Origin of the sequence: Vibrio chagasii, assembly GCF_024347355.1 — a bacterium.
In the GTDB taxonomy this organism is placed as follows: Bacteria; Pseudomonadota; Gammaproteobacteria; order Enterobacterales; family Vibrionaceae; genus Vibrio; species Vibrio chagasii.
In genome coordinates this window covers 3,105,306-3,126,271 of sequence record NZ_AP025465.1, presented here as the reverse complement: position 1 = coordinate 3,126,271, position 20,966 = coordinate 3,105,306, and the positions used below count along the sequence as shown (strand labels likewise).

Below are 20,966 nucleotides of genomic sequence, written 5' to 3'. Positions count from 1 at the left end.
AAACACATATTAAATCATATTTAATGCATAAGAAATCAAATAAAGCCAAAAATTAAGTATGAATAGTCAAATTTTGAAATGTAACTTACTTCAGAAATGGATGTGTTGAGATGTTGAAAACCACGATCATTGGCGCAAGCGGCTACACAGGAGCAGAACTGGCTCTAATGATAAACAGACACCCTGAGCTCACGCTATCAGGTTTGTATGTCTCAGCCAATAGTGTAGACGCAGGTAAACCTATTGCAGCACTGCACGGTAAGTTAGCGGGCTTGATTGATATGCCAGTACAGCCATTAACGAATCCAGAAGAAGTGGCAAAGCAGTCTGATGTGATTTTCCTAGCGACAGCACATGAAGTGAGTCATGACCTGGCTCCTATCTTTCTAGAGAATGATTGCCAAGTATTCGACCTATCAGGTGCTTTTAGAGTTAAAGGCGAAAACTTCTACCAAGAGTTTTACGGCTTTGAACACCAACATGAACAGTGGCTAGATAAAGCGGCTTACGGTTTAGCGGAATGGAATGAGCAAGAGATTAAAGAAGCTCAGCTTGTTGCAGTCGCAGGTTGTTACCCAACGGCATCACAACTGGCGATTAAGCCTTTAGTTGAAGCTAAGTTACTGGACGAGAATCAATGGCCTGTGATTAACGCGACCAGCGGCGTTAGTGGGGCAGGGCGCAAGGCGACCATGGTCAACAGCTTCTGCGAAGTGAGCCTGCAAGCTTATGGTGTATTTAACCACCGTCATCAACCTGAAATGGCAGCACATTTAGGATGTGATGTGATTTTCACTCCGCACCTAGGCAACTTTAAGCGCGGCATTTTAGCGACCATTACTATGAAGCTGGCTCAGGGCGTGACAGAACAACAGGTACAAGATGCCTTTGAACAAGCTTACCAAGGCAAGCCAGCCGTAAGGTTACTCGAAGAGACATTGCCAAGAATTCAAGATGTAGAACAGACACCTTTCTGCGATTTAGGTTGGAAGGTTCAAGGTCAACACATCATCGTTGTTTCAGCGATTGATAACTTATTAAAGGGTGCATCTAGCCAAGCGATGCAGTGTTTAAATTTACGTTATGGTTTTGCGCCATTAACTGCGTTAGTGTAAGGAAATCTAGATATGAGCCTTAATAATCAACCATTAATCATAAAGCTAGGTGGCGCTGCGCTATCTTGTGGTGAAACACTTAGCAAGTTATTTGGTGCGATCTCTGCTTACCAACAACAAGCACAACGACCAATCGTGATTGTTCACGGCGGTGGTTACCTTGTCGATGATTTAATGAATAAGTTGAACCTTGAGACTGTTAAGAAAGAAGGTCTGCGCGTTACTCCTTATGATCAGATTCCTGTTATTGCTGGCGCGCTAGCGGGCACGGCGAACAAATTACTGCAAGGTCAGGCGATTAAAGACGGTATTAATGCTGTTGGTTTGAGCCTAGCTGATGGTGGTTTATGCAAAGTGAGCGAATTGAACCCTGAATTGGGCGCAGTTGGCAAAGCTGAACCAGGTGATTCAACCGTTCTACAAGCCATTCTGAATGCGGGCGCACTGCCAATCATCAGTTCAATTGGTCTAACTGAGCAAGGGCAACTGATGAATGTGAATGCTGACCAAGCTGCGGTTGCTGTTGCTGGTGCACTTGATGCTGAGCTGGTACTGCTTTCTGATGTAAGTGGCGTACTAGATGGCAAGGGTCACCTAATTCCAAGCCTTAACCAGCAGCAAGCTGATGACCTTATCGAAGGGAAAGTGATTACTGATGGCATGATCGTGAAGGTTCAAGCCGCACTAGAAGCTGCTAACGACCTTGGTCGACCAATCGAAGTCGCGACGTGGCGATACCCAGAAAAGCTAACACAACTGTTTTCAGGTAAAAGCATAGGAACACAGTTTTTACCTCAGTAGGTCTCACTGCGAGTCACTACTTAAAGAATTTAGACAAATTAAATAAACATATAATTATGAAGTCATTTCCAACGCTGACCGCCATGTGCAGTATGGAAACTAGGAGAAAGAAAATGAGCAAAGTTAACGTAAAGAAAGTTGTAGTAGCCTACTCTGGCGGTCTAGACACATCAGTAATCATTCCATGGTTGAAAGAGAACTATGACTGTGAAGTAGTGGCGTTTGTCGCGGATGTTGGCCAAGGTGCTGAAGAGCTAGAAGGTATTGAAGAAAAAGCAAAAGCTTCAGGTGCTTCTGAGTGTTACATCGCTGACCTTAAAGAAGAGATGGTTGCTGATTACATCTTCCCAACGCTAAAAACTGGTGCTTACTACGAAGGTAAATACCTACTAGGTACTTCAATGGCTCGTCCAATCATTGCTAAAGCACAGGTTGAAGTTGCGCGTAAAGTAGGTGCAGATGCACTGTGTCACGGTTGTACGGGTAAAGGTAATGACCAAGTTCGTTTTGAAGGTGCGTTCGCTGCACTAGCACCAGACCTACACGTAATTGCACCATGGCGTGAGTGGGATCTAGTGAGCCGTGAAGAATGTCTGGATTACCTAGCTGAGCGTAACATTCCTTGTACTGCTTCTCTGACTAAGATCTACTCTCGTGACGCAAACGCATGGCACATCTCAACAGAAGGTGGCGTACTTGAAGATACATGGAACGCGCCAAACGAAGATTGCTGGGCTTGGACTGTAGACCCAGAGCAAGCGCCAAACGAATCTGAAACAGTGACGCTTAAAGTTGAAAAAGGCGAAGTGGTTGCCGTTGACGGTGAAACAATGACACCATACAACGCACTGGTTTACCTGAACGAGAAGGGTGCTAAGCACGGTGTTGGTCGTATCGATATCGTAGAGAACCGTCTTGTTGGTATGAAGTCGCGTGGTTGTTACGAAACTCCGGGTGGCACCATCATGATGGAAGCACTGCGTGCAGTAGAGCAATTGGTTCTTGATAAAGCAGCATTTGAATTCCGTGAAGAGCTAGGCGTTAAAGCTTCTCACCTTGTATACGATGGTCGTTGGTTCACTCCACTATGTAAGTCAATTCTTGCTGCGACAGAAGAGCTAGCGCAAGACGTTAACGGTGAGGTAGTTGTTAAGCTTTACAAAGGCCACGCAACGGTAACTCAGAAGCGTTCTGACAACAGCCTATACTCAGAAGAGTTTGCAACCTTTGGTGAAGATGAAGTTTACGACCAAAGTCATGCTGAAGGCTTCATCCGTCTTTACTCGCTATCAAGCCGTATCCGTGCTCTGAATAGCCAAAAGTAATGTTAACAATGAGTTAGTGAGCTAGCCTTCACTGAAATATTGTAGGTCGGCAAACAGACATGATTATGCAAAGCCCACTCACTATTGATTAGTGAGTGGGCTTTTTACTTTCTAATCGCCTAATAAATCAGCTTCGGTTTTTACTATGGGATGGCATATAATTCGCGCTCTACGCTGTAAAGAATCAATGGATGAATCCTTTGGTGAATAAATATGTGAAAAAAATGAATTAATACTTTATTTTAATTTTGAATTGCCGTAAGTTTAAACCATCAGAAAAATACTGAATCTTAATCAGAATTATCATTTGCAAAAACAGTGAGCACTGTGCAATTAGGAGATACACAATGGCATTATGGGGCGGTAGATTTACCCAAGCAGCAGACACGCGGTTTAAAGATTTTAACGATTCTCTTCGTTTTGATTACCGATTGGCTGAACAAGACATTGTGGGCTCAATTGCCTGGTCTAAAGCTCTACTGTCGGTCAACGTATTAACCGAAGAAGAGCAACAGAAGCTTGAGTTAGCGCTGAATGAGCTAAAACTTGAGGTGATGGAAGATCCTGAACAGATTCTACGTTCTGATGCAGAAGACATTCACAGCTGGGTTGAGCAACAACTTATCGGCAAAGTCGGTGATTTGGGTAAAAAGCTTCACACTGGCCGTTCTCGTAATGACCAAGTGGCGACAGACCTGAAACTATGGTGTCGTCAGCAAGGTAACCAACTGCTGCTAGCGCTTGATCGTCTGCAGAGTCAGATGGTTAATGTTGCTTCTCAGCATCAAGGTACTGTGCTTCCTGGCTACACTCACTTACAACGTGCTCAGCCAGTAACGTTTGCTCACTGGTGTTTGGCTTACGTTGAAATGTTTGAGCGTGATTACTCGCGTTTGAATGATGCGATTAAGCGTCTAGATACATGTCCTCTGGGTTCTGGTGCCCTTGCGGGAACCGCTTACCCGATGGACCGTGAAGAGTTAGCTCACAACTTAGGTTTCCGTCGTGCAACGCGTAACTCTCTAGATTCAGTATCTGACCGTGACCATGTGATGGAGCTGATGTCGATCGCTTCTATCTCTATGCTTCACCTTTCGCGTCTTGCGGAAGATATGATTTTCTACAACTCAGGTGAATCAAACTTCATCGAGTTAGCGGATACTGTGACATCAGGTTCATCTCTGATGCCACAAAAGAAAAACCCAGATGCACTAGAGCTTATCCGTGGTAAAACAGGCCGTGTATACGGTTCACTTGCTGGCATGATGATGACAGTAAAAGCACTGCCTTTGGCTTACAACAAAGACATGCAAGAAGATAAAGAAGGTCTGTTCGACGCTTTAGACACTTGGAATGACTGTATGGAAATGGCGGCGCTGTGTTTTGACGGCATCAAAGTGAACGGTGAGCGTACACTTGAAGCGGCGAAGCAAGGTTATGCAAACTCTACGGAACTGGCTGATTACCTAGTAGCGAAAGGCATTCCTTTCCGTGAAGCTCACCATATTGTTGGTGTAACCGTCGTCGCGGCGATTGCGAAAGGCTGCGCTCTAGAAGAATTAACCATCGCAGAGATGAAAGAGTTCTCTGAGGTGATAGAAGAGGATGTGTACGACATCCTGACCATTGAATCGTGTCTTGAGAAACGTAGTGCGCTAGGTGGTGTATCACCGAAGCAAGTGGCTTACGCGGTTGACCAAGCTGAGAAGCGTTTGGCGCAGCGTGATACCTCTATCGTTAAGGTTCGTCCTGCTCGTTTGACTGATATTGAAGCGTTGGAAGGCATGGTCGCTTACTGGGCGAATATGGGTGAAAACCTGCCTCGCTCTCGTAATGAACTGGTGCGTGATATTGGCTCATTCGCCGTCGCAGAACATCATGGTGAAGTGACCGGTTGTGCATCGCTCTATGTCTATGACTCTGGTTTAGCGGAAATTCGTTCACTGGGTGTCGAAGCTGGCTGGCAAGGTCAAGGTCAGGGCACAGCGATTGTTCAGCACTTGGTTGAGAAAGCACGACAAATGGCGATTAAGAAAGTGTTTGTGCTGACCCGTACACCTGAGTTCTTTATGAAGCATGACTTCTTACCAACATCGAAATCTCTGCTGCCTGAGAAGGTACTGAAAGATTGTGACCAGTGTCCTCGCCAACATGCATGTGATGAAGTCGCGTTGGAAGTGAACTTAGTCGAGCAGATAATTGCTAAGGTTAATGTTGCATAACACCTTGATTTTATGGGCCCTAAAAAAAAGATCAAAAATCTGATCTTTTTGGGGAACAAACTAAGAAAAGCCCGGTCTATTAAAGTACCACTGCTTTTTCTTAGAATTTTCTAAGAAAGCCCCAAAACCGATTGGTTTTGGGGCTTTTTTCTATCTGCCGTTTGGCGAAAGGTGATATCTCGATAAGTGAGATGATCGCCTGTCCTACAAATACCTTAGCTAACGTTTTTTGCTTCTCAAAGGTAGTACCAAAAGCTTCATTATCCAATGCAGCGACAATAAACCACTGAATGCGAACGCTGCCATCATCAAAGCGATGGCGTTGATGGTTTTTGGGTCTTCCCTGAAAAACAGCCACCATACTCCCCAACTCAATATCGACAACACCGTGAGTTGATTCATACAACGTTGGCAACGACCGAGTTTGTTGAAGATTTTTTCATTTTTATTGCAATGAAGACATGTCATCTTGGGCTTGATTCGCGTTATGCTTATTGCCCTGATAATAACACGTCACAAGATATTGGATCACGGTGACATAGAGAGAGAAGATCGATGATTGAGCGCCAAGAAACCAAGCAACGCATGAGCCGTATTGTTAAACACAACGGTACTATCTACCTATGTGGCCAAGTTTGTGCGGATGCAACAAAAGGCATTACAGAACAAACACAGACGATGCTAGATAAAGTAGAAGCGTTACTTGAGCAAGCTGGCAGTGATAAAGAGCACATGCTGTCAGCAACGATTTACTTGAAAGACATGAAAGACTTCCAGGAAATGAACGCAGTATGGGATGCATGGGTTCCAGAAGGTCACGCTCCTGCTCGCGCATGTGTGACTGGCGACATGGCTCGTGAAGCACTACTTGTTGAGATCTCTGTGATTGCAGCTGAGAAGTAATTTTCTCGCATTTAGCGATAAGTAAAGGTTTTTAGAGATTCCAGATACTTCGTCCCTCAGTTCTGGAATGACGGTTTAAGTTTAGGCTTAGTTGCTTAATTAAATCAACGTCATTCCCCATAGTGACGAAGGAGTGTGGTCGGAGTTTCTATTTATGTGTGACAAGAGATTCCAGATACTTCGTCCCTCAGTTCTGGAATGACGTATTAAGTTTTGGCTTAGTTGCTTAACTAAATCCACGTCATTCCCTATAGGGACGAAGGAGCGTAATCGGGAATCTGTTATTTGCTCGTTGCCAAAAAACAAAAAGGAAAGCCAATGGCTTTCCTTTTTAGTATTTAATCTATGCGTTTTGTCTCAATCGACCGAGATTAACAACCTGGACCACAGTCTAGACAGTGTTTCACCATCTCTGGACCTAAGTGCAGTTTCGCGTTGAGGTCACGTAGCGCAGTTCGTACACCTTCTTCGATTACTGGGTGATAGAACGGCATATCTAGCATTTCAGAAACCGTCATCTTGTTTTGGTGTGCCCATGCTAACAAGTGCGCCAAGTGTTCTGCATTTGGTCCCATCATTTCAGCACCAAGGAAGCGACCAGTACCTTGCTCGCCGTAAACGTGCAGAATGCCTTTGTTGCGTAGCATTACTCGTGAGCGGCCTTGGTTCTCGAAAGACACTTCACCTGTTGCGAAACAACCACATGTACCTAAGCGTGTGGTGATCTCTTTGTAAGTTTCACCAACCATCGCGATTTGCGGGTCAGAGAAAACCGCTGAGATTTTAGAGCGGCGTAGGCCTGCACGAATCTCAGGGAAGCGACCTGCGTTGTCACCGGCAATGCGCGCTTGGTCTGCCGCTTCATGTAGCAGGGGCAGTTGGTTGCTAGCGTCACCTGCAATAAAGATTGATGGTAACGATGTTTGCAGTGTGTAAAGGTCTGCAACTGGCACACCGCGCTCATCAAGCTCTAGAGAGGTATTCTCTAAACCAAGTTTATCCGTGTTAGGACGACGACCTGTTGCTGCCAATACGTATTCAACGATGTTGGTTTCTAGCTCACCTTGCTTATTGATGAACTGAATTTCGACACGCGGCTCACCCGATTCAGTGGTAATACGCTTCATGCTTTCGATTTTCACGTCGGCATCGAGGTAGAACTCTTCATTGAAGGCTTTATCTGCGTAAGCCATTATCTCTGGGTCAGTTACTGGGCCAACTTGACCACCCAAACCGAACAGTTTGGTCTTCACACCTAAGCGGTGTAGCGACTGACCAAGCTCTAGACCAATTACACCTGGGCCAAATACGGCAACTGATTCTGGTAAATCATCCCAGCTGAACACGTCATCGTTAATGATTAGGCGGTCGCCAAGTTCATTCCAAACAGCAGGGTATGCAGGGCGAGAGCCGGTTGCGATAACAATACGCTTTGCCGTGATCACCGTGTGGTCATCAACTTGAAGTGTGTTGTCGTCTAAGAATTTTGCGTAGCCAGAGATTTTATCTTGCTCTGGGATCTCATCGACGCCTTCTAAAACAAAACCAACAAAACGGTCACGTTCAAACTTCACTCGGTCCATGACTTCACGACCGTTAATTACGATATCGCCTTGTGGGTGAACGCCAAAAGCCGGAGCTTTCTCGATTTGGTGTACGCTCTCCGCAGCTGCAATAAGCAGTTTAGATGGCATACAACCAACACGAGCACAGGTTGTACCGTAAGGGCCGCCTTCAATCATCACGACACTGTCAGTGTGTGCTTTTGCAGCGCGGTATGATCCTAGACCTGCCGTACCGCCCCCGATAACTGCTACATCTACATTGACTTGTTTCATAATAATTTTCTCGCAATGGCTAAATTTAGTTTGAACGAACCCCTCCAACTCATGTGATGTTTTTAGTGAGTCAGGATAGCGGGTCAGTTTTGTGGTTCTGTTTTATTAGGTTTAGCTTGTGACCGTGGTTAATGCGAGCCACAAGCTTGATTCACCCCGATAGGGTTAGCCAACCCACAAGTGAGTGGGTTAGCCTTTTGGCAGTGATTAGCCTAGGAAAGCTTCTAGCTCTTCGCTACCACCGATGTGTTTACCACCGATGAATACTTGAGGAACCGTTGTGCGACCAGAGATTGCACGTAGGCTTACAGTAGTAGCGTCTTTACCTAGTACTACTTCTTCGTAGTTTAGACCTTTGTCGATTAGGTTCTGTTTCGCTTTCATACAGAAAGGACAGCCAGGCTTAGTGAATACTGTGATTGACTCTTGCTCTTTGTGCTCTGGAGCAATGTAGTTCAGCATAGTGTCTGCATCAGAAACCTTGAACGGGTCGCCTGGTACATCTTCTTCGATGAACATTTTCTCTACCACGCCGTTCTTAACCAGCATGCTGTAGCGCCATGAACGTTTGCCGAAGCCGATGTCGTTTTTCTCAACTAGCATACCCATGCCATCTGTGAAATCACCGTTACCATCTGGGATGAATGTGATGTTTTCTGCTTCTTGGTCTGCTTTCCATGCGTTCATTACGAACGTATCGTTTACAGAAACACAAAGGATGTCATCAACACCGTTCTCTTTGAACACTGAATGTAGTTCGTTGTAGCGAGGAAGGTGGCTTGACGAACAAGTTGGCGTAAACGCGCCTGGTAGGCTAAATACGATAACTGTTTTGTCTTTGAATAGCTCTTCAGTCGTTACGTTAACCCATGCATCACCTTGGCGAGTTGGGAATGTTACTTGAGGGATTGATTGACCTTCTTTAGATGCAAACATATTGATTTCCTTAAATGATATTTTAATTTTGTTCTAGTAGAGCTTAACGCTTTTCGCTGCTCTGTTTCGTTTTGTTGAGCCCATTATTAGATAAATTCTTTGATAGCTCTAATCGTTTGATGTTATGGTTTTGATAGGTAAATTCTATCAAGAGCATTTTTCTTTTAAATGTTGCTATGAAAACCCTTGTTCTTATTAAACCTGAGGTAAGAGACTGATCATGAATATTCGTGACTTTGAATACTTGGTGGCGCTCGCAGAGCACAAACACTTCCGTAAAGCGGCAGAAGCGTGCTTTGTCAGTCAGCCAACACTAAGCGGTCAAATACGCAAACTAGAAGATGAAATCGGACTTCAGTTAACCGAGCGTAGTCCAAGGAAGGTCATATTTACAGAATCAGGGTTACAACTTGTTGAACAAGCCAAGCGTATTCTCAACGAAGTGAAGACTTTTAAGGATATGGCGAGTGGTCACGGTGAAGCGATGACCGGACCAATGCATATTGGCTTCATTCCAACCGTGGGTCCTTACATTCTGCCTAAGATTGTCCCTCATCTTAAAGAGAGCTTTCCTGAGTTAGAGCTGTACCTGCATGAAGCGCAAACTCATCAATTAGTGAGCCAATTGGAAGATGGCAAGCTGGACTGCTTAGTACTGGCAGCGGTTGATGAAACGGCGGTGTTCAAAGAGATTGATGTGTATGACGAGCCATTAAGTGTCGCGGTTCCATGTGACCATGAATGGGCTCAGCAGGACACAGTAGATATGCTTCAACTCAATGGACAGACAGTCTTAGCACTTGGTGACGGTCACTGTTTAAGAGACCAAGCTCTAGGGTTCTGTTTTGCTGCGGGAGCAAAAGATGATGAGCGCTTTAAAGCGACCAGCTTAGAGACGCTGCGTAACATGGTTGCGGCAGGCGCGGGGATTACCTTGCTACCTCAATTATCAGTACCAAAAGAAAAGCAGAAAGATGGTGTGTGCTACGTACCTGCGGTAAACCCAACGCCTTCGCGTCGCATTGTGGTTGCGTACCGTCCGGGCTCTCCATTGAAAGGGCGCTTTGAGCAACTGGCGGAGACGATTCGCACTCAATTGGAAAAGGTCGTTTAGCTTAACCTTCGCACAGCAGATATTAAAAAAGGGTTGATATGAATTCATATCAACCCTTTTTATTTGCTTATGTTGCTAGGTTTAAAGAACTGCTTAGAACAGTTCTTCTACCGTTTCACCTGAAGAGGTGGAGTAGATATCATCATTGAAACGCTCAGTGATGTACTCAGTTGGCTCAGTGCCTTTCTCGAAGTACTCAAACATTGATGAGCTATCGTACTTGTTGGTCAGTAAGCCTGTATCACGGTCAATACGAACACGAACGATGTTTTCTGGAATCTCTTTACGTTGTGCTGGAACGCCTGCCAATGCCGTACCCATGAAGTCTACCCATGCAGGTTCTGCTGTCTTAGCACCAGCTTCCGCACCTGTAATCTGGTTCTTACCAAGGTTAGAGTTCGCTTTAGTACGACCTAGGTTACGATTGTGGTTGTCAAAACCAACCCATACCGTTGCAACCATGCCTGGGCCATAGCCGCTGTACCAAGTATCTTTCGAGTCGTTAGTTGTACCGGTTTTGCCGCCAATATCACGACGTTTCAGTGGTTGAGCACGCCAACCTGTACCGTTCCAACCTGTGCCCGCACTCCAATCACCGCCGCCCCAGATGTTGCTGTACATCATTTCACGAACTAGGAATGCGTTCTGCTCAGAGATAACTTGAGGAGCGTATTGAACTTTCGCATCCACATCTTGCTCGGCAAACTCATCCGCCATTGGATCGGTTGTAATGGTCTGTTGGCAATCTTCTTTACAGACAACTTTTGGTGTTGCTTCAAACTCAGTCTCGCCAAATGGAGTCTCAACGCGGCTGATGTAGAAAGGTTCAACGTAGTAACCACCGTTAGCGAATACTGAGTAACCTTGCGCTACTTTCATTGGCGTTAAGCTACCAGCACCTAGCGCAATAGTTTCAGAACGAGGCACTTCATCGATATCAAAACCAAAGCGAGTTAGGTAGTTACGTGTGTCATCTAAGCCTACTTCACGCAGTACACGTACCGCCATTACGTTTTTCGACTGAGCTAAGCCAATACGTAAACGAGTAGGGCCGACGTAAGTTGGTGGCGAGTTCTTTGGTCGCCATGCCGTACCTTGGCTCTTATCCCATTGGTTGATTGGCGCATCGTTGATAAGAGAAGCCAGTGTTAAACCTTTCTCAATCGCTGCTGAGTAAATGAAAGGCTTGATACCAGAACCCACTTGACGAATAGATTGCGTCGCACGGTTGAATTTGTTGTGTACGAAGTTAAAGCCACCGACCATCGACAACACAGCGCCGTTGTTCGGATTCATTGCTACGAATGCAGTGTTGGCATTCGGCACTTGGCTTAGGCGCCAAACTACCGGAGTATCAGATTCTGCAGTTGCTGACTCTTCTGTTGCTTCCTCAGAGACTTCGTCACCTGTGATCGCTTCATGACGAACCCAAACTTGTTCACCAACCGCAAGAATCTCTTTTGCTTGAGATGGAGCTGGGCCTTGACGGTCGTCTGTTAGGAACTTACGAGCCCAGTTCATACCTTGCCATTCGATAGTGCCTTCGCCTTGATTCTTCACCCATACTTGAGCGCTTTTTGAATCAACAGCAGTCACTACTGCAGGAACTAGGTCACCGTAGGTTGGTTGAGACTTAAGGTGTTTCACGATCTTGTCGTGGTCCCAAGCCGATTGAGCGGTTTGCCATAAGACTTTTTCAGCACCACGGTAGCCGTGACGCTCATCGTAGCCAAGCAGGTTCTTAATCGCAGCTTGGTTTGCCGCTTTTTGCAGCTTCGAATCAACGGTTGTGTAGACTTTCATACCAGAGGTGTATGCGTCTTCACCGTAGCGTTCAACCATCCAAGCACGTGCCACTTCTGCCACGTATGGTGCGCTCAGTTCGATCTCTGCACCGTGGTACTTTGATACAAGCTGTTCATTGCTTGCTTCATCAAACTCGGCTTGAGTGATGTATTTCTCGTCGAGCATACGACGCAATACAACGTTACGACGGTTGGTCGCGCGTTCAATAGAGTAGATAGGGTTCATGGTTGAAGGTGCTTTTGGCATACCTGCTAGGGTCGCTAGTTCACTCAGGGTTAGATCCGGAAGATCTTTACCAAAGTAAACGCGTGCTGCAGCGCCGAAACCATACGAACGGTGACCAAGGAAGATCTTGTTGACGTAAAGCTCCATGATCTCTTCTTTGCTAAGCAGTTGCTCAATATGGATCGCAATGAAGATCTCTTTAATCTTACGCATGATCTTTTTCTCATTGGATAAGAAGAAGTTACGCGCAAGCTGCTGAGTAATGGTACTTGCACCTTGTTTTGCCGAACCTGACATCGCTACTACGATAGCTGCACGAGTAATGCCGATTGGGTCAATACCAGGGTGTTCGTAGAAACGGCTATCCTCGGTAGCAATCAAAGCCTCAACTAAGTGGCGAGGGATCTCGTCATAAGTCACTGGAATACGACGTTTTTCACCAAATTGGGAGATCAACTTACCGTCTTGGCTGAAGATCTGCATTGGAGTTTGGAGTTCTACGTCGCGCAAAGTGGCAACATCAGGCAACTCTGGTTTTACGTAGTAATAAAACCCAAAAATTGTACTGACTCCAAGAATCATGCAAATCAATGTAAATATGAATAATCGCTTTATGAACTTCACCGGATAATCCCTGATTAGTTAAGGCTGATAAGCAGCAAACCCTTGTACTCTAGGCTAAAAAACTAGCTTTCGTTTATTAACGCTTATTTAACTAATAATCACAACCCCTAGATAATCAACGAAATGCTTGGCACTTCAGGAGCTAGGTCACATGGGTTCATCATTAATTACAGGTATAGATATAAATCACCACAGCATCAAAGCTGTGGTGCTAAAACCCGTGGGGGAATTGTACGCCCTAGTGGGATACAAAGAGCTGCCGATTTCGGACGACATTTTTACAGCTAACCATACTTTGGAGTATCAGAAAACTGTTAAGAAACTCAAAGAACTTAGGAAAGGGCTGCCTTTCGGCTGTCGTAACGTCGCCATTTCGGTACCTGATAACACGGTGATCAGCAAGGTACTGCAAATTGAGAGTGAACTCGAAGATAGAGAGAAAGAGTTTTCGATCTACCAAACCTTCGCCCATCAATCTCCTTTTCCCATCGAGGAGCTGAGTTTAGATTTTGTGAAGCTGGAAGACAAACGATTTGGTAAAGGTTCGACGAGCAGTTATCAGGTTTATGCTACTCGTAAAGAAGTGGTCGATAGCCGAGCAGAGGCATTAACTAAGGCTGGCTTTAAACCTGTTGTCGTTGATACGCAGGCGCATGGTTTACTTCATGTTTGGCAGCTTGCCTCACGTTTATACCCAGAGAAAAGTAATTGGCTGTTGGTGGACATTGGCGTTGATCAAACCTCGCTGGGCATCATTCCTCAGGGAGCAGCCCCTTTCTATAAAGACATCGCCTTTGGCACTCAAGACCTTTGCAGTATCGAAAACCCCAATGATATCGAGGCTGCGTTTGGCAGTGCTCAGGATACTCATCAATTTATCGTTAACTTAATTGAAAAGCTCAAACGTCAGTTGCAGCTCTATTCCTCGGTGAATGTTCACCAACCTATCTCAGGCATCTGGTTAATGGGCGAGGGCGCCAGCACACCAATGGTGGCTGAAGAGCTTGAACGACATTTTCAGTTGAGCTGTGAATCATTGAATCCTTTATCCCTGTTTGAGAATAAGGTCGCGAGGAAACGCCGCCTGCAAATGGATTGGCAACATTTTGGTATTGCTGCGGGCATGGCGATGAGCGGACTTAAATGGCAGGGAGAGAAGCATGTTGCATCAAATTAACCTGCTACCTTGGCGAGATGAGATTCGTGCTCAACACCGAAAGCGTTTTATTCATTTAGTTATCCTTGGCGTGATTGTGGCTGGGGCAGGGCAATGGGCAGTCGGAAGCTACTTCCATGATCAACAAGCCAAACAGCAAGCTCGCCTAGATTATCTTAGCCAATACATTGCAGGGCTCGACCGGCAGATTCAGTCACTAAAAGTCGCGGAGCAAGAGCACAAAGCTATTTTGACTCGACTTGATGTCGTTGAATCTTTGCAGCTCGGTCGCAATAAAACCACCGACTTTATGAACTTGATGCCGGAGTTGATTCCTGAGGGCGTGTATGTCGACAAGATAAAGATGAACGGCCAAGAGATTGAAATGGCCGGCATCAGTGACAGTACCGCTCGTCTCGCCACCATGCTGGATAACTTAGAACGCTCTGAATCCCTCAAAGGGGTCGAGATGCACTCTATTGTCCATAACCGTAAGCGCTTCAATAAAGAGTTTCAGACCTTCAAGGTGTCTTTCGTGTTCAGCCCTGTGTCATTAGAGAGTACAACTGCACATCGAAAGGGTAAGGGGGCGAACCATGGCTAGCTTTCAAAACATGATGAGCCTGCAAGAGCTTGATATCGATGAGATCACCGAGTGGCCACTGTTGCCTCAGTTATTGGTGATTCTATTGCTGGTGGCGCTTATTCAAGGGCTGGGAACCTGGTTCTATATTTTGCCCTTGGATGACGAGCTACAACAGATGAAGCAGCAAGAGCAGACCTTGAAAGCAACACTGCGCATCAAAGCCAATAAGGTTGCCGCTTTACCTAAGCTTCAGGGCCAACTGGATGAACTGACTAGTCGCTATGATTACCTGTTAGAACAGCTGCCCGTGCAAAAAGAGTTGGCGAGCATGTTGGCATCAGTCAATGAGCTCGGTTTAGATAACTCACTAACCTTTACCCGAATTGACTGGGGTGAAAAACAGAACAAAGCCTTCCTATACCGCTTGCCTCTTAACATCGAACTGACTGGTGATTACCACGAGATAGGCGACTTCTCTGCAGCTATCGCCAAGCTCCCGCGAATCATCAGCTTTGATGATGTGAATTGGCAGAGAGTGAGCCAAGAAAGCAGCACACTTCACTTCAGGGTTCGAGCTTATACCTACCAGTTTAAATCGGAGGTCAACGATGAGGCCCAATAGCGCGCTCTATTCAACGTTGTTACTGCTGATGTTGTCGGGCTGCAAAGCCAATCAAGACTCACTAGAAGACTTCGTGGTGCAGGTTGAGCTCAAAGCGAAAAAAGAAGTTGAGCAGCTTGTTCCTGCGACTGAGTTCTCAGCCGCTACCTATCAACGACGTGCTTTTCGTCCTCCCTTTGAACTACCCAAAGAAGCGATCGTGCAAAACCAGCCCTTGGTGAAGAAAGATTGCTGGCAACCTAGCGCTCGTGCTCGCAGTGGCAAGTTAGAGAAATACCCACTCAGTAAATTGCGCTTGAAAGGTGTGATGGGCAGTGGAACGAGTGTGTTTGGGCTTGTACAAACGCCTAAGGGCAATGTCGTCAATGTGAAAAAAGGCCAGCTTATCGGCTTAAACAACGGCCGAGTTACTAAGGTAACGAGCCAGTACGTTCTGATTAATGAAACTCTTCCAGATGGCTTAGGTTGTTGGCATAAGCGCAACGTTAGGCTGGCTCTGAAATAAACCAATGTCACATGATGTGGATATGAGATGTAAATATGAATAAAGGAATAAGTGGATTAGTGAGCAAAGCTCTACAAGGTTTTGCTGTGTCTGTGATGTTGGTTTTTAGCGTCTTCGGCTACGCAGAGAGCTCGTCTAATAAATTAGAGAACATTGATTTTAGAGTTAACAAGGATAAAGACGCTGTCATTATCATTGAGTTAGCAACCAGTAGCGCGGTGGTTGATGTTCAGCGAGCACAAGAAGGCTTGAGCATCGAACTTATCAATACAGAAGTGGATGATGACAAGCTCTACCTTTTGGACGTTAAAGATTTCGCGACTCTGGTTGAGGGGATTGAGGTATACAAAGAGACGCCAAGCACTCGCTTGCTGGCAACGATTAACAGTGACTACCAATACGAATATGACCTCAAGGGGCGCTTCATCGAGGTGGTGATCAGCAAGCCCACGATTGAAGAAGTGACGACAGAGAAAAGCGTACTTGAGAAAGAGGGTAAGCTGATATCGATTAACTTCCAAGATATCCCAGTTCGAAATGTCCTTCAGTTGATTGCTGACTACAATGAGTTCAACTTGGTGGTATCAGACTCGGTCGCGGGTAACCTGACGTTACGTTTGGATGGTGTTCCTTGGCAGCAAGTTCTCGACATTATCTTGCAAGTTAAGGGCTTGGATAAGCGCGTCGATGGCAACGTTATCTTGGTCGCTCCCAAAGCAGAACTGGATCTGAGAGAACAGCAAGCGCTCGAAAAGTCCCGTTTAGAAGAAGAGCTTGGGGAACTTAAATCAGAAATCATCAAGATTAACTTTGCTAAAGCCACCGATATAGCTGACATGATTGGTGGTGAAGGGGCGGTGAGTATGCTGTCTGATCGCGGTTCAATTACCATAGATGAACGTACGAACTCTCTACTGATTCGCGAGCTGGAAGAGAACATTGCGGTGATCCGCGGCATTATTGAGTCGTTAGATATCCCTGTGAAGCAAGTACAGATAGAGGCGCGTATTGTTACCGTCACCGAAGGTAACCTTGATGAACTCGGCGTGCGCTGGGGCGTTTCATCGACCAACGGAAGCTTCACTGTTGGTGGTTCAATTGAAGGCAACCACCCCTCAGCCATTACACCTTATGACGATAGCAGCAGTAGTGTTATTGATGACTACCTTAACGTGAATTTGGCGGCAACATCGCCAAATGCATCGAGTATTGCGTTTCAGGTAGCCAAGCTTGGCTCAGATACGCTGCTCGATCTTGAGTTATCTGCACTGCAACAAGAGTCTAAGGCGGAGATCATCTCTAGCCCACGCTTAATCACCACCAATAAAAAGCCGGCTTATATTGAGCAAGGTACTGAAATTCCTTACTTAGAGTCCTCTTCGAGCGGTGCAACGTCCGTCGCATTTAAGAAAGCTGTGTTGAGTTTGAAAGTTACCCCTCAAATCACACCAGACAATCGCTTGGTTCTGGATTTGAGTGTGACTCAAGATAGGCCTGGACAAGTGGTGAAAACAGGAACTGGGGAAGCGGTTGCTATAGATACCCAAAGAATAGGTACGCAAGTGCTTGTTAATAATGGTGAAACTGTTGTTCTTGGTGGAATATTTCAACACAGTGTCAGAAGTACAGTCGATAAAGTTCCTCTGTTGGGAGACCTTCCTTTATTGGGTGCATTGTTCCGTCGCAGCTACGAAAATGTGGGTAAAAGTGAACTGCTTATCTTTGTTACACCTAAAGTTGTGATTCAGTAACGTACAATTAGATTAAAAATAAAGTTGCATTAGTGGCACCTAACCTTGATAATTTCGGGTCTTATCACGAATTATCTGTGAGGAATCGGTGCCACGGGCCTTTTAATTTCAGTACTTGTACTGACCTACCTTGTGGCGATGTCATTGAATTAACGTTGTAAATTACTGCTAAAAACATGGCTGAGAAACGCAATATTTTTCTTGTTGGCCCAATGGGCGCCGGCAAAAGTACAATTGGTAGACACCTAGCTTCCCAACTTCATATGGAGTTTCTAGACTCTGACACTGTGATTGAAGAGCGCACTGGCGCAGACATCGCATGGGTTTTTGATGTTGAGGGCGAAGAAGGTTTCCGTAAGCGCGAAGAATCTGTAATCAACGATCTGACTGAAGAGCAAGGTATTGTTCTAGCGACAGGCGGTGGTTCAGTGATGAGCAAAGAAAACCGTAACCGTCTATCTGCACGAGGCATTGTTGTATACCTAGAGACAACAATTGAAAAGCAACTTGCTCGCACAAATCGCGACAAGAAACGCCCTCTACTTCAAACAGACAACCCGCGTGATGTGCTAGAAGATCTAGCTGTATCTCGCAACGCACTATACGAAGAAGTGGCGGACTACACAGTTCGTACTGACGACCAAAGTGCAAAAGTGGTAGCCAACCAGATCGTAAAAATGCTAGAAGAACGTTAAGTTCATTTTTTCGGAGAGCAAACCCATGGAACGGATTACGGTCAATCTAGCTGAGCGTAGCTACCCTATCTCTATTGGCGCCGGGTTATTTGACGACCCGGCGTACCTTTCTTTTTTATCAGGCAAGCAGAAAGTCGTTGTTATCAGTAATGTGACAGTAGCGCCTCTTTACGCTGATAAAATTCTATCTTTACTGGATCAAGTTGGCTGTCAGACATCTCTTCTCGAGTTACCTGATGGTGAGCAATACAAAACGCTTGAAACGTTCAATTCAGTGATGAGCTACATGCTTGAAGGAAATTACAGCCGCGATGTGGTGGTGATTGCTTTAGGTGGTGGTGTTATCGGTGACTTGGTCGGCTTTGCTGCATCTTGTTACCAGCGTGGTATTGATTTCATTCAAATCCCGACAACGCTTCTTTCTCAAGTGGACTCTTCTGTTGGTGGTAAAACCGCAGTAAACCATCCTCTTGGTAAGAATATGATCGGTGCATTCTACCAACCAAAATCTGTGATCATCGATACCAACTGTTTATCAACGCTTCCTGAGCGTGAGTTTGCAGCGGGCATTGCTGAAGTCATCAAATACGGCATCATTTACGATGAAGCCTTCTTTGATTGGTTGGAGCAGAATCTAGAGAAACTTTATCAACTTGATGAACAAGCACTGATTACTGCAATTGCTCGTTGTTGTGCAATTAAGGCTGAAGTGGTTGCTCTAGATGAAAAAGAGTCAGGAATCAGAGCGTTATTGAACCTAGGTCATACATTTGGTCATGCGATCGAAGCAGAACTAGGCTATGGTAATTGGCTACATGGTGAAGCTGTGTCTTCAGGTACTGTAATGGCAGCGAAAACTGCTCAGTTGCAGGGACTGATCACTCAGCAGCAGCTTGAGCGAATTATTTCTATACTCAAGAATGCGAAACTGCCAGTTCATACGCCAGAAAGCATGTCTTTTGAAGACTTTATGACGCACATGATGCGTGATAAGAAAGTGCTGTCTGGTCAATTACGTCTGGTATTGCCAACAAGTATTGGTACTGCTGAAGTGGTTGCTGATGTGCCTCAGGACATCATTAAACAAGCGATTGATTTCTGCCGTACTCTTTAAATTTGGTTGTGAGGTTGCCTAGTTAAATTCTAGGCAACTGAAGCGTTTTACTGATCGATCTAATCAGTAGGGATCCGCAATGAGTTTGGCTCATGAATTAAGAGTATTAGAGTTAGAGTCTCAAGTTGAGCTGCTAGAGCGCTTACAGCTTTTGACTAACTTTGGTTCAAATCTAGTAACGGTGGCTGGTAAACCTGGCTCTGGCCGTTCTTGGTTAGCACAGCGTTATCTCGAAGCTTGGGCGACAGAAAAAAATCAGTGTTTACTGCTTTGTCATCCAAGCCAAGACGACCAACAACGCCGCGCGCTTATTCTTAGCCAAATTGTTTCTGATCCGCTATTTAATCAACATGACTCCTTATCTGATAGCCTAGCAAGGTTGCTGGATGGTGAGCCGTGCAGCGTGGTTATCGTTGTCGATGATGCCCACCGACTCTCTGAGCTATTGGTCTCCGAACTATGGATGTTGGTACTGGAAGCTCAAGCTAATCCCCAATGGACGATCAATGTCGTTCTTTTCTCAGAAATTGGTCACCTAGACACCTTACTCACACGTCTAAGTTACGGCCAACAACACAAGCCTATCGATCTTGAGATCGATGACCTTTCGCAACCAGAAGCTGAACATTTCTTTGAATCACTGGTGATTCGATATGTGGATGATGAGTCTGAAACTCGTGTGCGACGTGCGTTTAACAAAGCGCAACCTCTGCCTGGCGAGTTAATGGCTTTAGGAGAATTGAAAGTGGAAAAAAGGATTATTATTCGCTCAATCATTGGCTCACCAATCAATATCGCGATTGTGGTAGCCCTGTTGCTGTTGTTAATTGGTGGTGGTTATTGGTGGATGTTCAGCCAACCGACCCCGGATGACAAAGCGCAATCTCTGATCGCACCAATCGAGCAGACTGCTATTCCAACGTTTGAAGTGGACAGTGGCTCAGAACAAGCTGGTGTTGAGGGAGTGGTAGACACTGAAACGTCAACTGATATCAGTTATCAAGGCGCTGATGATGACAGTTCATCTTTGCCACCGGTTGTGGTGGAAGAGACGGCTAGCGTGGGTGAGGTTGAGCAAGACCAACAGCGTGTCGTGATTACTTCGGATGTGGTTGATGCTCTACTGGATGATAAAGCTCAGAGTGCTGATACCAGTGCCATTGATGCTGCGGTTGAAGAGAACACTCAAGTAGAGGCTAATTCACAGGCTGACGCTGAAGCGGTTGCTCCAGCTGATGAAGAATCTGACTTAACTGAATCAACGCCTCCGACTAAGAAGATCACCTTCTCGTTTTCTCGTGAGGAGCTACAAGCTATCTCACCGCGAGCGTACACCTTACAGTTGAGTGCGATGACTTCACTGGAGGATGTGCAATCTTTCATTGAAGAATACGACCTAGAGAACAAGGTTCGTATTTACCCAACTCTGCGTAGCGATACCAAGTGGTTTATCATCACTTACCAAGATTACCCAACGATTCAGGTGGCACGAGATGCGGTAAGTACACTCTCGAAACCACTTCAACAGTTAGAACCTTGGGCAAAATCGATGAATCAGGTGCATCGAGAGATAGAACGTGCGAAATAACCCTGAGCTTAGTCTCAAAATATGTTACATTCCGCAGCCG

18 protein-coding genes are annotated in these 20,966 nt (G+C 45.6%); 14 read left to right on the top strand and 4 right to left on the bottom strand.

Annotated features, from left to right (window positions below):
- Positions 1-110 precede the first annotated feature (110 nt).
- The 4 genes from argC to argH all read left to right on the top strand — a co-directional run bounded on the left by argC (position 111) and on the right by argH (position 5,463).
- A complete protein-coding gene (gene argC, locus OCV52_RS14470; protein WP_008219684.1) occupies positions 111-1,115 on the top strand; it encodes an N-acetyl-gamma-glutamyl-phosphate reductase in 1,005 nt (334 codons plus the stop codon).
- A 12-nt stretch (positions 1,116-1,127) separates the two neighbouring features.
- The gene (argB, locus tag OCV52_RS14465; RefSeq protein WP_008219686.1) at positions 1,128-1,916 is read left to right on the top strand and encodes an acetylglutamate kinase; all 789 of its coding nucleotides are present in this window, start codon (positions 1,128-1,130) and stop codon (positions 1,914-1,916) included.
- A 113-nt stretch (positions 1,917-2,029) separates the two neighbouring features.
- Positions 2,030-3,241 carry an argininosuccinate synthase gene (locus OCV52_RS14460; protein WP_063522850.1) on the top strand — a complete coding sequence of 404 codons (1,212 nt, stop codon included), beginning with the start codon at positions 2,030-2,032 and terminating at the stop codon, positions 3,239-3,241.
- A 347-nt stretch (positions 3,242-3,588) separates the two neighbouring features.
- A complete protein-coding gene (argH, locus tag OCV52_RS14455) occupies positions 3,589-5,463 on the top strand; it encodes an argininosuccinate lyase (protein ID WP_004737153.1) in 1,875 nt (624 codons plus the stop codon).
- A 219-nt stretch (positions 5,464-5,682) separates the two neighbouring features.
- Here argH and OCV52_RS14450 read toward each other — a convergent pair whose 3' ends face one another.
- Positions 5,683-5,931, bottom strand: coding sequence for a DUF3624 domain-containing protein (locus OCV52_RS14450; RefSeq protein WP_004737154.1), 249 nt, complete (start codon positions 5,929-5,931; stop codon positions 5,683-5,685).
- 87 nt (positions 5,932-6,018) lie between these two features.
- Between OCV52_RS14450 and OCV52_RS14445 the strand changes: the two genes are divergently transcribed.
- Complete coding sequence (locus tag OCV52_RS14445) at positions 6,019-6,366, top strand: RidA family protein (RefSeq protein WP_004737155.1); 348 nt, start codon at positions 6,019-6,021, stop codon at positions 6,364-6,366.
- Between the two features lie 371 nt (positions 6,367-6,737).
- Here the strand turns inward: OCV52_RS14445 and OCV52_RS14440 are convergent, their stop codons facing one another.
- Positions 6,738-8,204: a dihydrolipoyl dehydrogenase gene (locus OCV52_RS14440; RefSeq protein WP_137406906.1), complete on the bottom strand. Its 1,467-nt coding sequence runs from the start codon at positions 8,202-8,204 to the stop codon at positions 6,738-6,740.
- Between the two features lie 207 nt (positions 8,205-8,411).
- Positions 8,412-9,140: a glutathione peroxidase gene (locus tag OCV52_RS14435; RefSeq protein WP_004737157.1), complete on the bottom strand. Its 729-nt coding sequence runs from the start codon at positions 9,138-9,140 to the stop codon at positions 8,412-8,414.
- 220 nt (positions 9,141-9,360) lie between these two features.
- On the opposite strand from OCV52_RS14435, the gene oxyR reads away from it, so the two are divergent.
- On the top strand, positions 9,361-10,254 hold the full coding sequence (gene oxyR, locus OCV52_RS14430; protein ID WP_004737158.1) for a DNA-binding transcriptional regulator OxyR: 894 nt from the start codon (positions 9,361-9,363) through the stop codon (positions 10,252-10,254).
- Between the two features lie 93 nt (positions 10,255-10,347).
- Here the strand turns inward: oxyR and OCV52_RS14425 are convergent, their stop codons facing one another.
- Complete coding sequence (locus OCV52_RS14425) at positions 10,348-12,909, bottom strand: penicillin-binding protein 1A (RefSeq protein ID WP_170222424.1); 2,562 nt, start codon at positions 12,907-12,909, stop codon at positions 10,348-10,350.
- Between the two features lie 151 nt (positions 12,910-13,060).
- On the opposite strand from OCV52_RS14425, the gene pilM reads away from it, so the two are divergent.
- The 8 genes from pilM (at position 13,061) to OCV52_RS14385 (ending at position 20,926) form a co-directional block, all read left to right on the top strand.
- The gene (gene pilM, locus OCV52_RS14420; protein ID WP_137406904.1) at positions 13,061-14,086 is read left to right on the top strand and encodes a type IV pilus assembly protein PilM; all 1,026 of its coding nucleotides are present in this window, start codon (positions 13,061-13,063) and stop codon (positions 14,084-14,086) included.
- Positions 14,070-14,669 (top strand): PilN domain-containing protein, encoded by a 600-nt coding sequence (locus OCV52_RS14415; protein WP_137406903.1) that lies wholly within the window; start codon positions 14,070-14,072, stop codon positions 14,667-14,669. Before pilM ends, OCV52_RS14415 begins: the two co-directional genes overlap by 17 nt.
- Positions 14,662-15,273, top strand: a complete 612-nt coding sequence (gene pilO / locus OCV52_RS14410; protein WP_137406902.1) for a type IV pilus inner membrane component PilO — start codon at positions 14,662-14,664, stop codon at positions 15,271-15,273. Before OCV52_RS14415 ends, pilO begins: the two co-directional genes overlap by 8 nt.
- Positions 15,260-15,778 (top strand): pilus assembly protein PilP, encoded by a 519-nt coding sequence (locus OCV52_RS14405; RefSeq protein ID WP_137406901.1) that lies wholly within the window; start codon positions 15,260-15,262, stop codon positions 15,776-15,778. The genes pilO and OCV52_RS14405 overlap by 14 nt, the downstream gene beginning before the upstream one ends.
- 35 nt (positions 15,779-15,813) lie before the next feature.
- Positions 15,814-17,529: a type IV pilus secretin PilQ gene (locus tag OCV52_RS14400; protein WP_137406900.1), complete on the top strand. Its 1,716-nt coding sequence runs from the start codon at positions 15,814-15,816 to the stop codon at positions 17,527-17,529.
- Between the two features lie 176 nt (positions 17,530-17,705).
- Positions 17,706-18,224, top strand: a complete 519-nt coding sequence (gene aroK / locus OCV52_RS14395; protein WP_004737165.1) for a shikimate kinase AroK — start codon at positions 17,706-17,708, stop codon at positions 18,222-18,224.
- 25 nt (positions 18,225-18,249) lie between these two features.
- Positions 18,250-19,338 (top strand): 3-dehydroquinate synthase, encoded by a 1,089-nt coding sequence (aroB, locus tag OCV52_RS14390; RefSeq protein WP_004737166.1) that lies wholly within the window; start codon positions 18,250-18,252, stop codon positions 19,336-19,338.
- 79 nt (positions 19,339-19,417) lie between these two features.
- Positions 19,418-20,926 (top strand): SPOR domain-containing protein, encoded by a 1,509-nt coding sequence (locus tag OCV52_RS14385; protein ID WP_137406899.1) that lies wholly within the window; start codon positions 19,418-19,420, stop codon positions 20,924-20,926.
- The last annotated feature ends 40 nt before the right edge of the window (positions 20,927-20,966 follow it).

Excerpts from the sequence above, each read along its gene's own strand:
- argC (WP_008219684.1), top strand. The coding sequence starts at position 111 with ATGTTGAAAACCACGATCATTGGCGCAAGCGGCTACACAGGAGCAGAA.
- argB (WP_008219686.1), top strand. The coding sequence starts at position 1,128 with ATGAGCCTTAATAATCAACCATTAATCATAAAGCTAGGTGGCGCTGCG.
- OCV52_RS14460 (WP_063522850.1), top strand. The coding sequence starts at position 2,030 with ATGAGCAAAGTTAACGTAAAGAAAGTTGTAGTAGCCTACTCTGGCGGT.
- argH (WP_004737153.1), top strand. The coding sequence starts at position 3,589 with ATGGCATTATGGGGCGGTAGATTTACCCAAGCAGCAGACACGCGGTTT.
- OCV52_RS14450 (WP_004737154.1), bottom strand. The coding sequence starts at position 5,931 with ATGACATGTCTTCATTGCAATAAAAATGAAAAAATCTTCAACAAACTC.
- OCV52_RS14445 (WP_004737155.1), top strand. The coding sequence starts at position 6,019 with ATGATTGAGCGCCAAGAAACCAAGCAACGCATGAGCCGTATTGTTAAA.
- OCV52_RS14440 (WP_137406906.1), bottom strand. The coding sequence starts at position 8,204 with ATGAAACAAGTCAATGTAGATGTAGCAGTTATCGGGGGCGGTACGGCA.
- OCV52_RS14435 (WP_004737157.1), bottom strand. The coding sequence starts at position 9,140 with ATGTTTGCATCTAAAGAAGGTCAATCAATCCCTCAAGTAACATTCCCA.
- oxyR (WP_004737158.1), top strand. The coding sequence starts at position 9,361 with ATGAATATTCGTGACTTTGAATACTTGGTGGCGCTCGCAGAGCACAAA.
- pilM (WP_137406904.1), top strand. The coding sequence starts at position 13,061 with ATGGGTTCATCATTAATTACAGGTATAGATATAAATCACCACAGCATC.
- OCV52_RS14415 (WP_137406903.1), top strand. The coding sequence starts at position 14,070 with ATGTTGCATCAAATTAACCTGCTACCTTGGCGAGATGAGATTCGTGCT.
- pilO (WP_137406902.1), top strand. The coding sequence starts at position 14,662 with ATGGCTAGCTTTCAAAACATGATGAGCCTGCAAGAGCTTGATATCGAT.
- OCV52_RS14405 (WP_137406901.1), top strand. The coding sequence starts at position 15,260 with ATGAGGCCCAATAGCGCGCTCTATTCAACGTTGTTACTGCTGATGTTG.
- OCV52_RS14400 (WP_137406900.1), top strand. The coding sequence starts at position 15,814 with ATGAATAAAGGAATAAGTGGATTAGTGAGCAAAGCTCTACAAGGTTTT.
- aroK (WP_004737165.1), top strand. The coding sequence starts at position 17,706 with ATGGCTGAGAAACGCAATATTTTTCTTGTTGGCCCAATGGGCGCCGGC.
- aroB (WP_004737166.1), top strand. The coding sequence starts at position 18,250 with ATGGAACGGATTACGGTCAATCTAGCTGAGCGTAGCTACCCTATCTCT.
- OCV52_RS14385 (WP_137406899.1), top strand. The coding sequence starts at position 19,418 with ATGAGTTTGGCTCATGAATTAAGAGTATTAGAGTTAGAGTCTCAAGTT.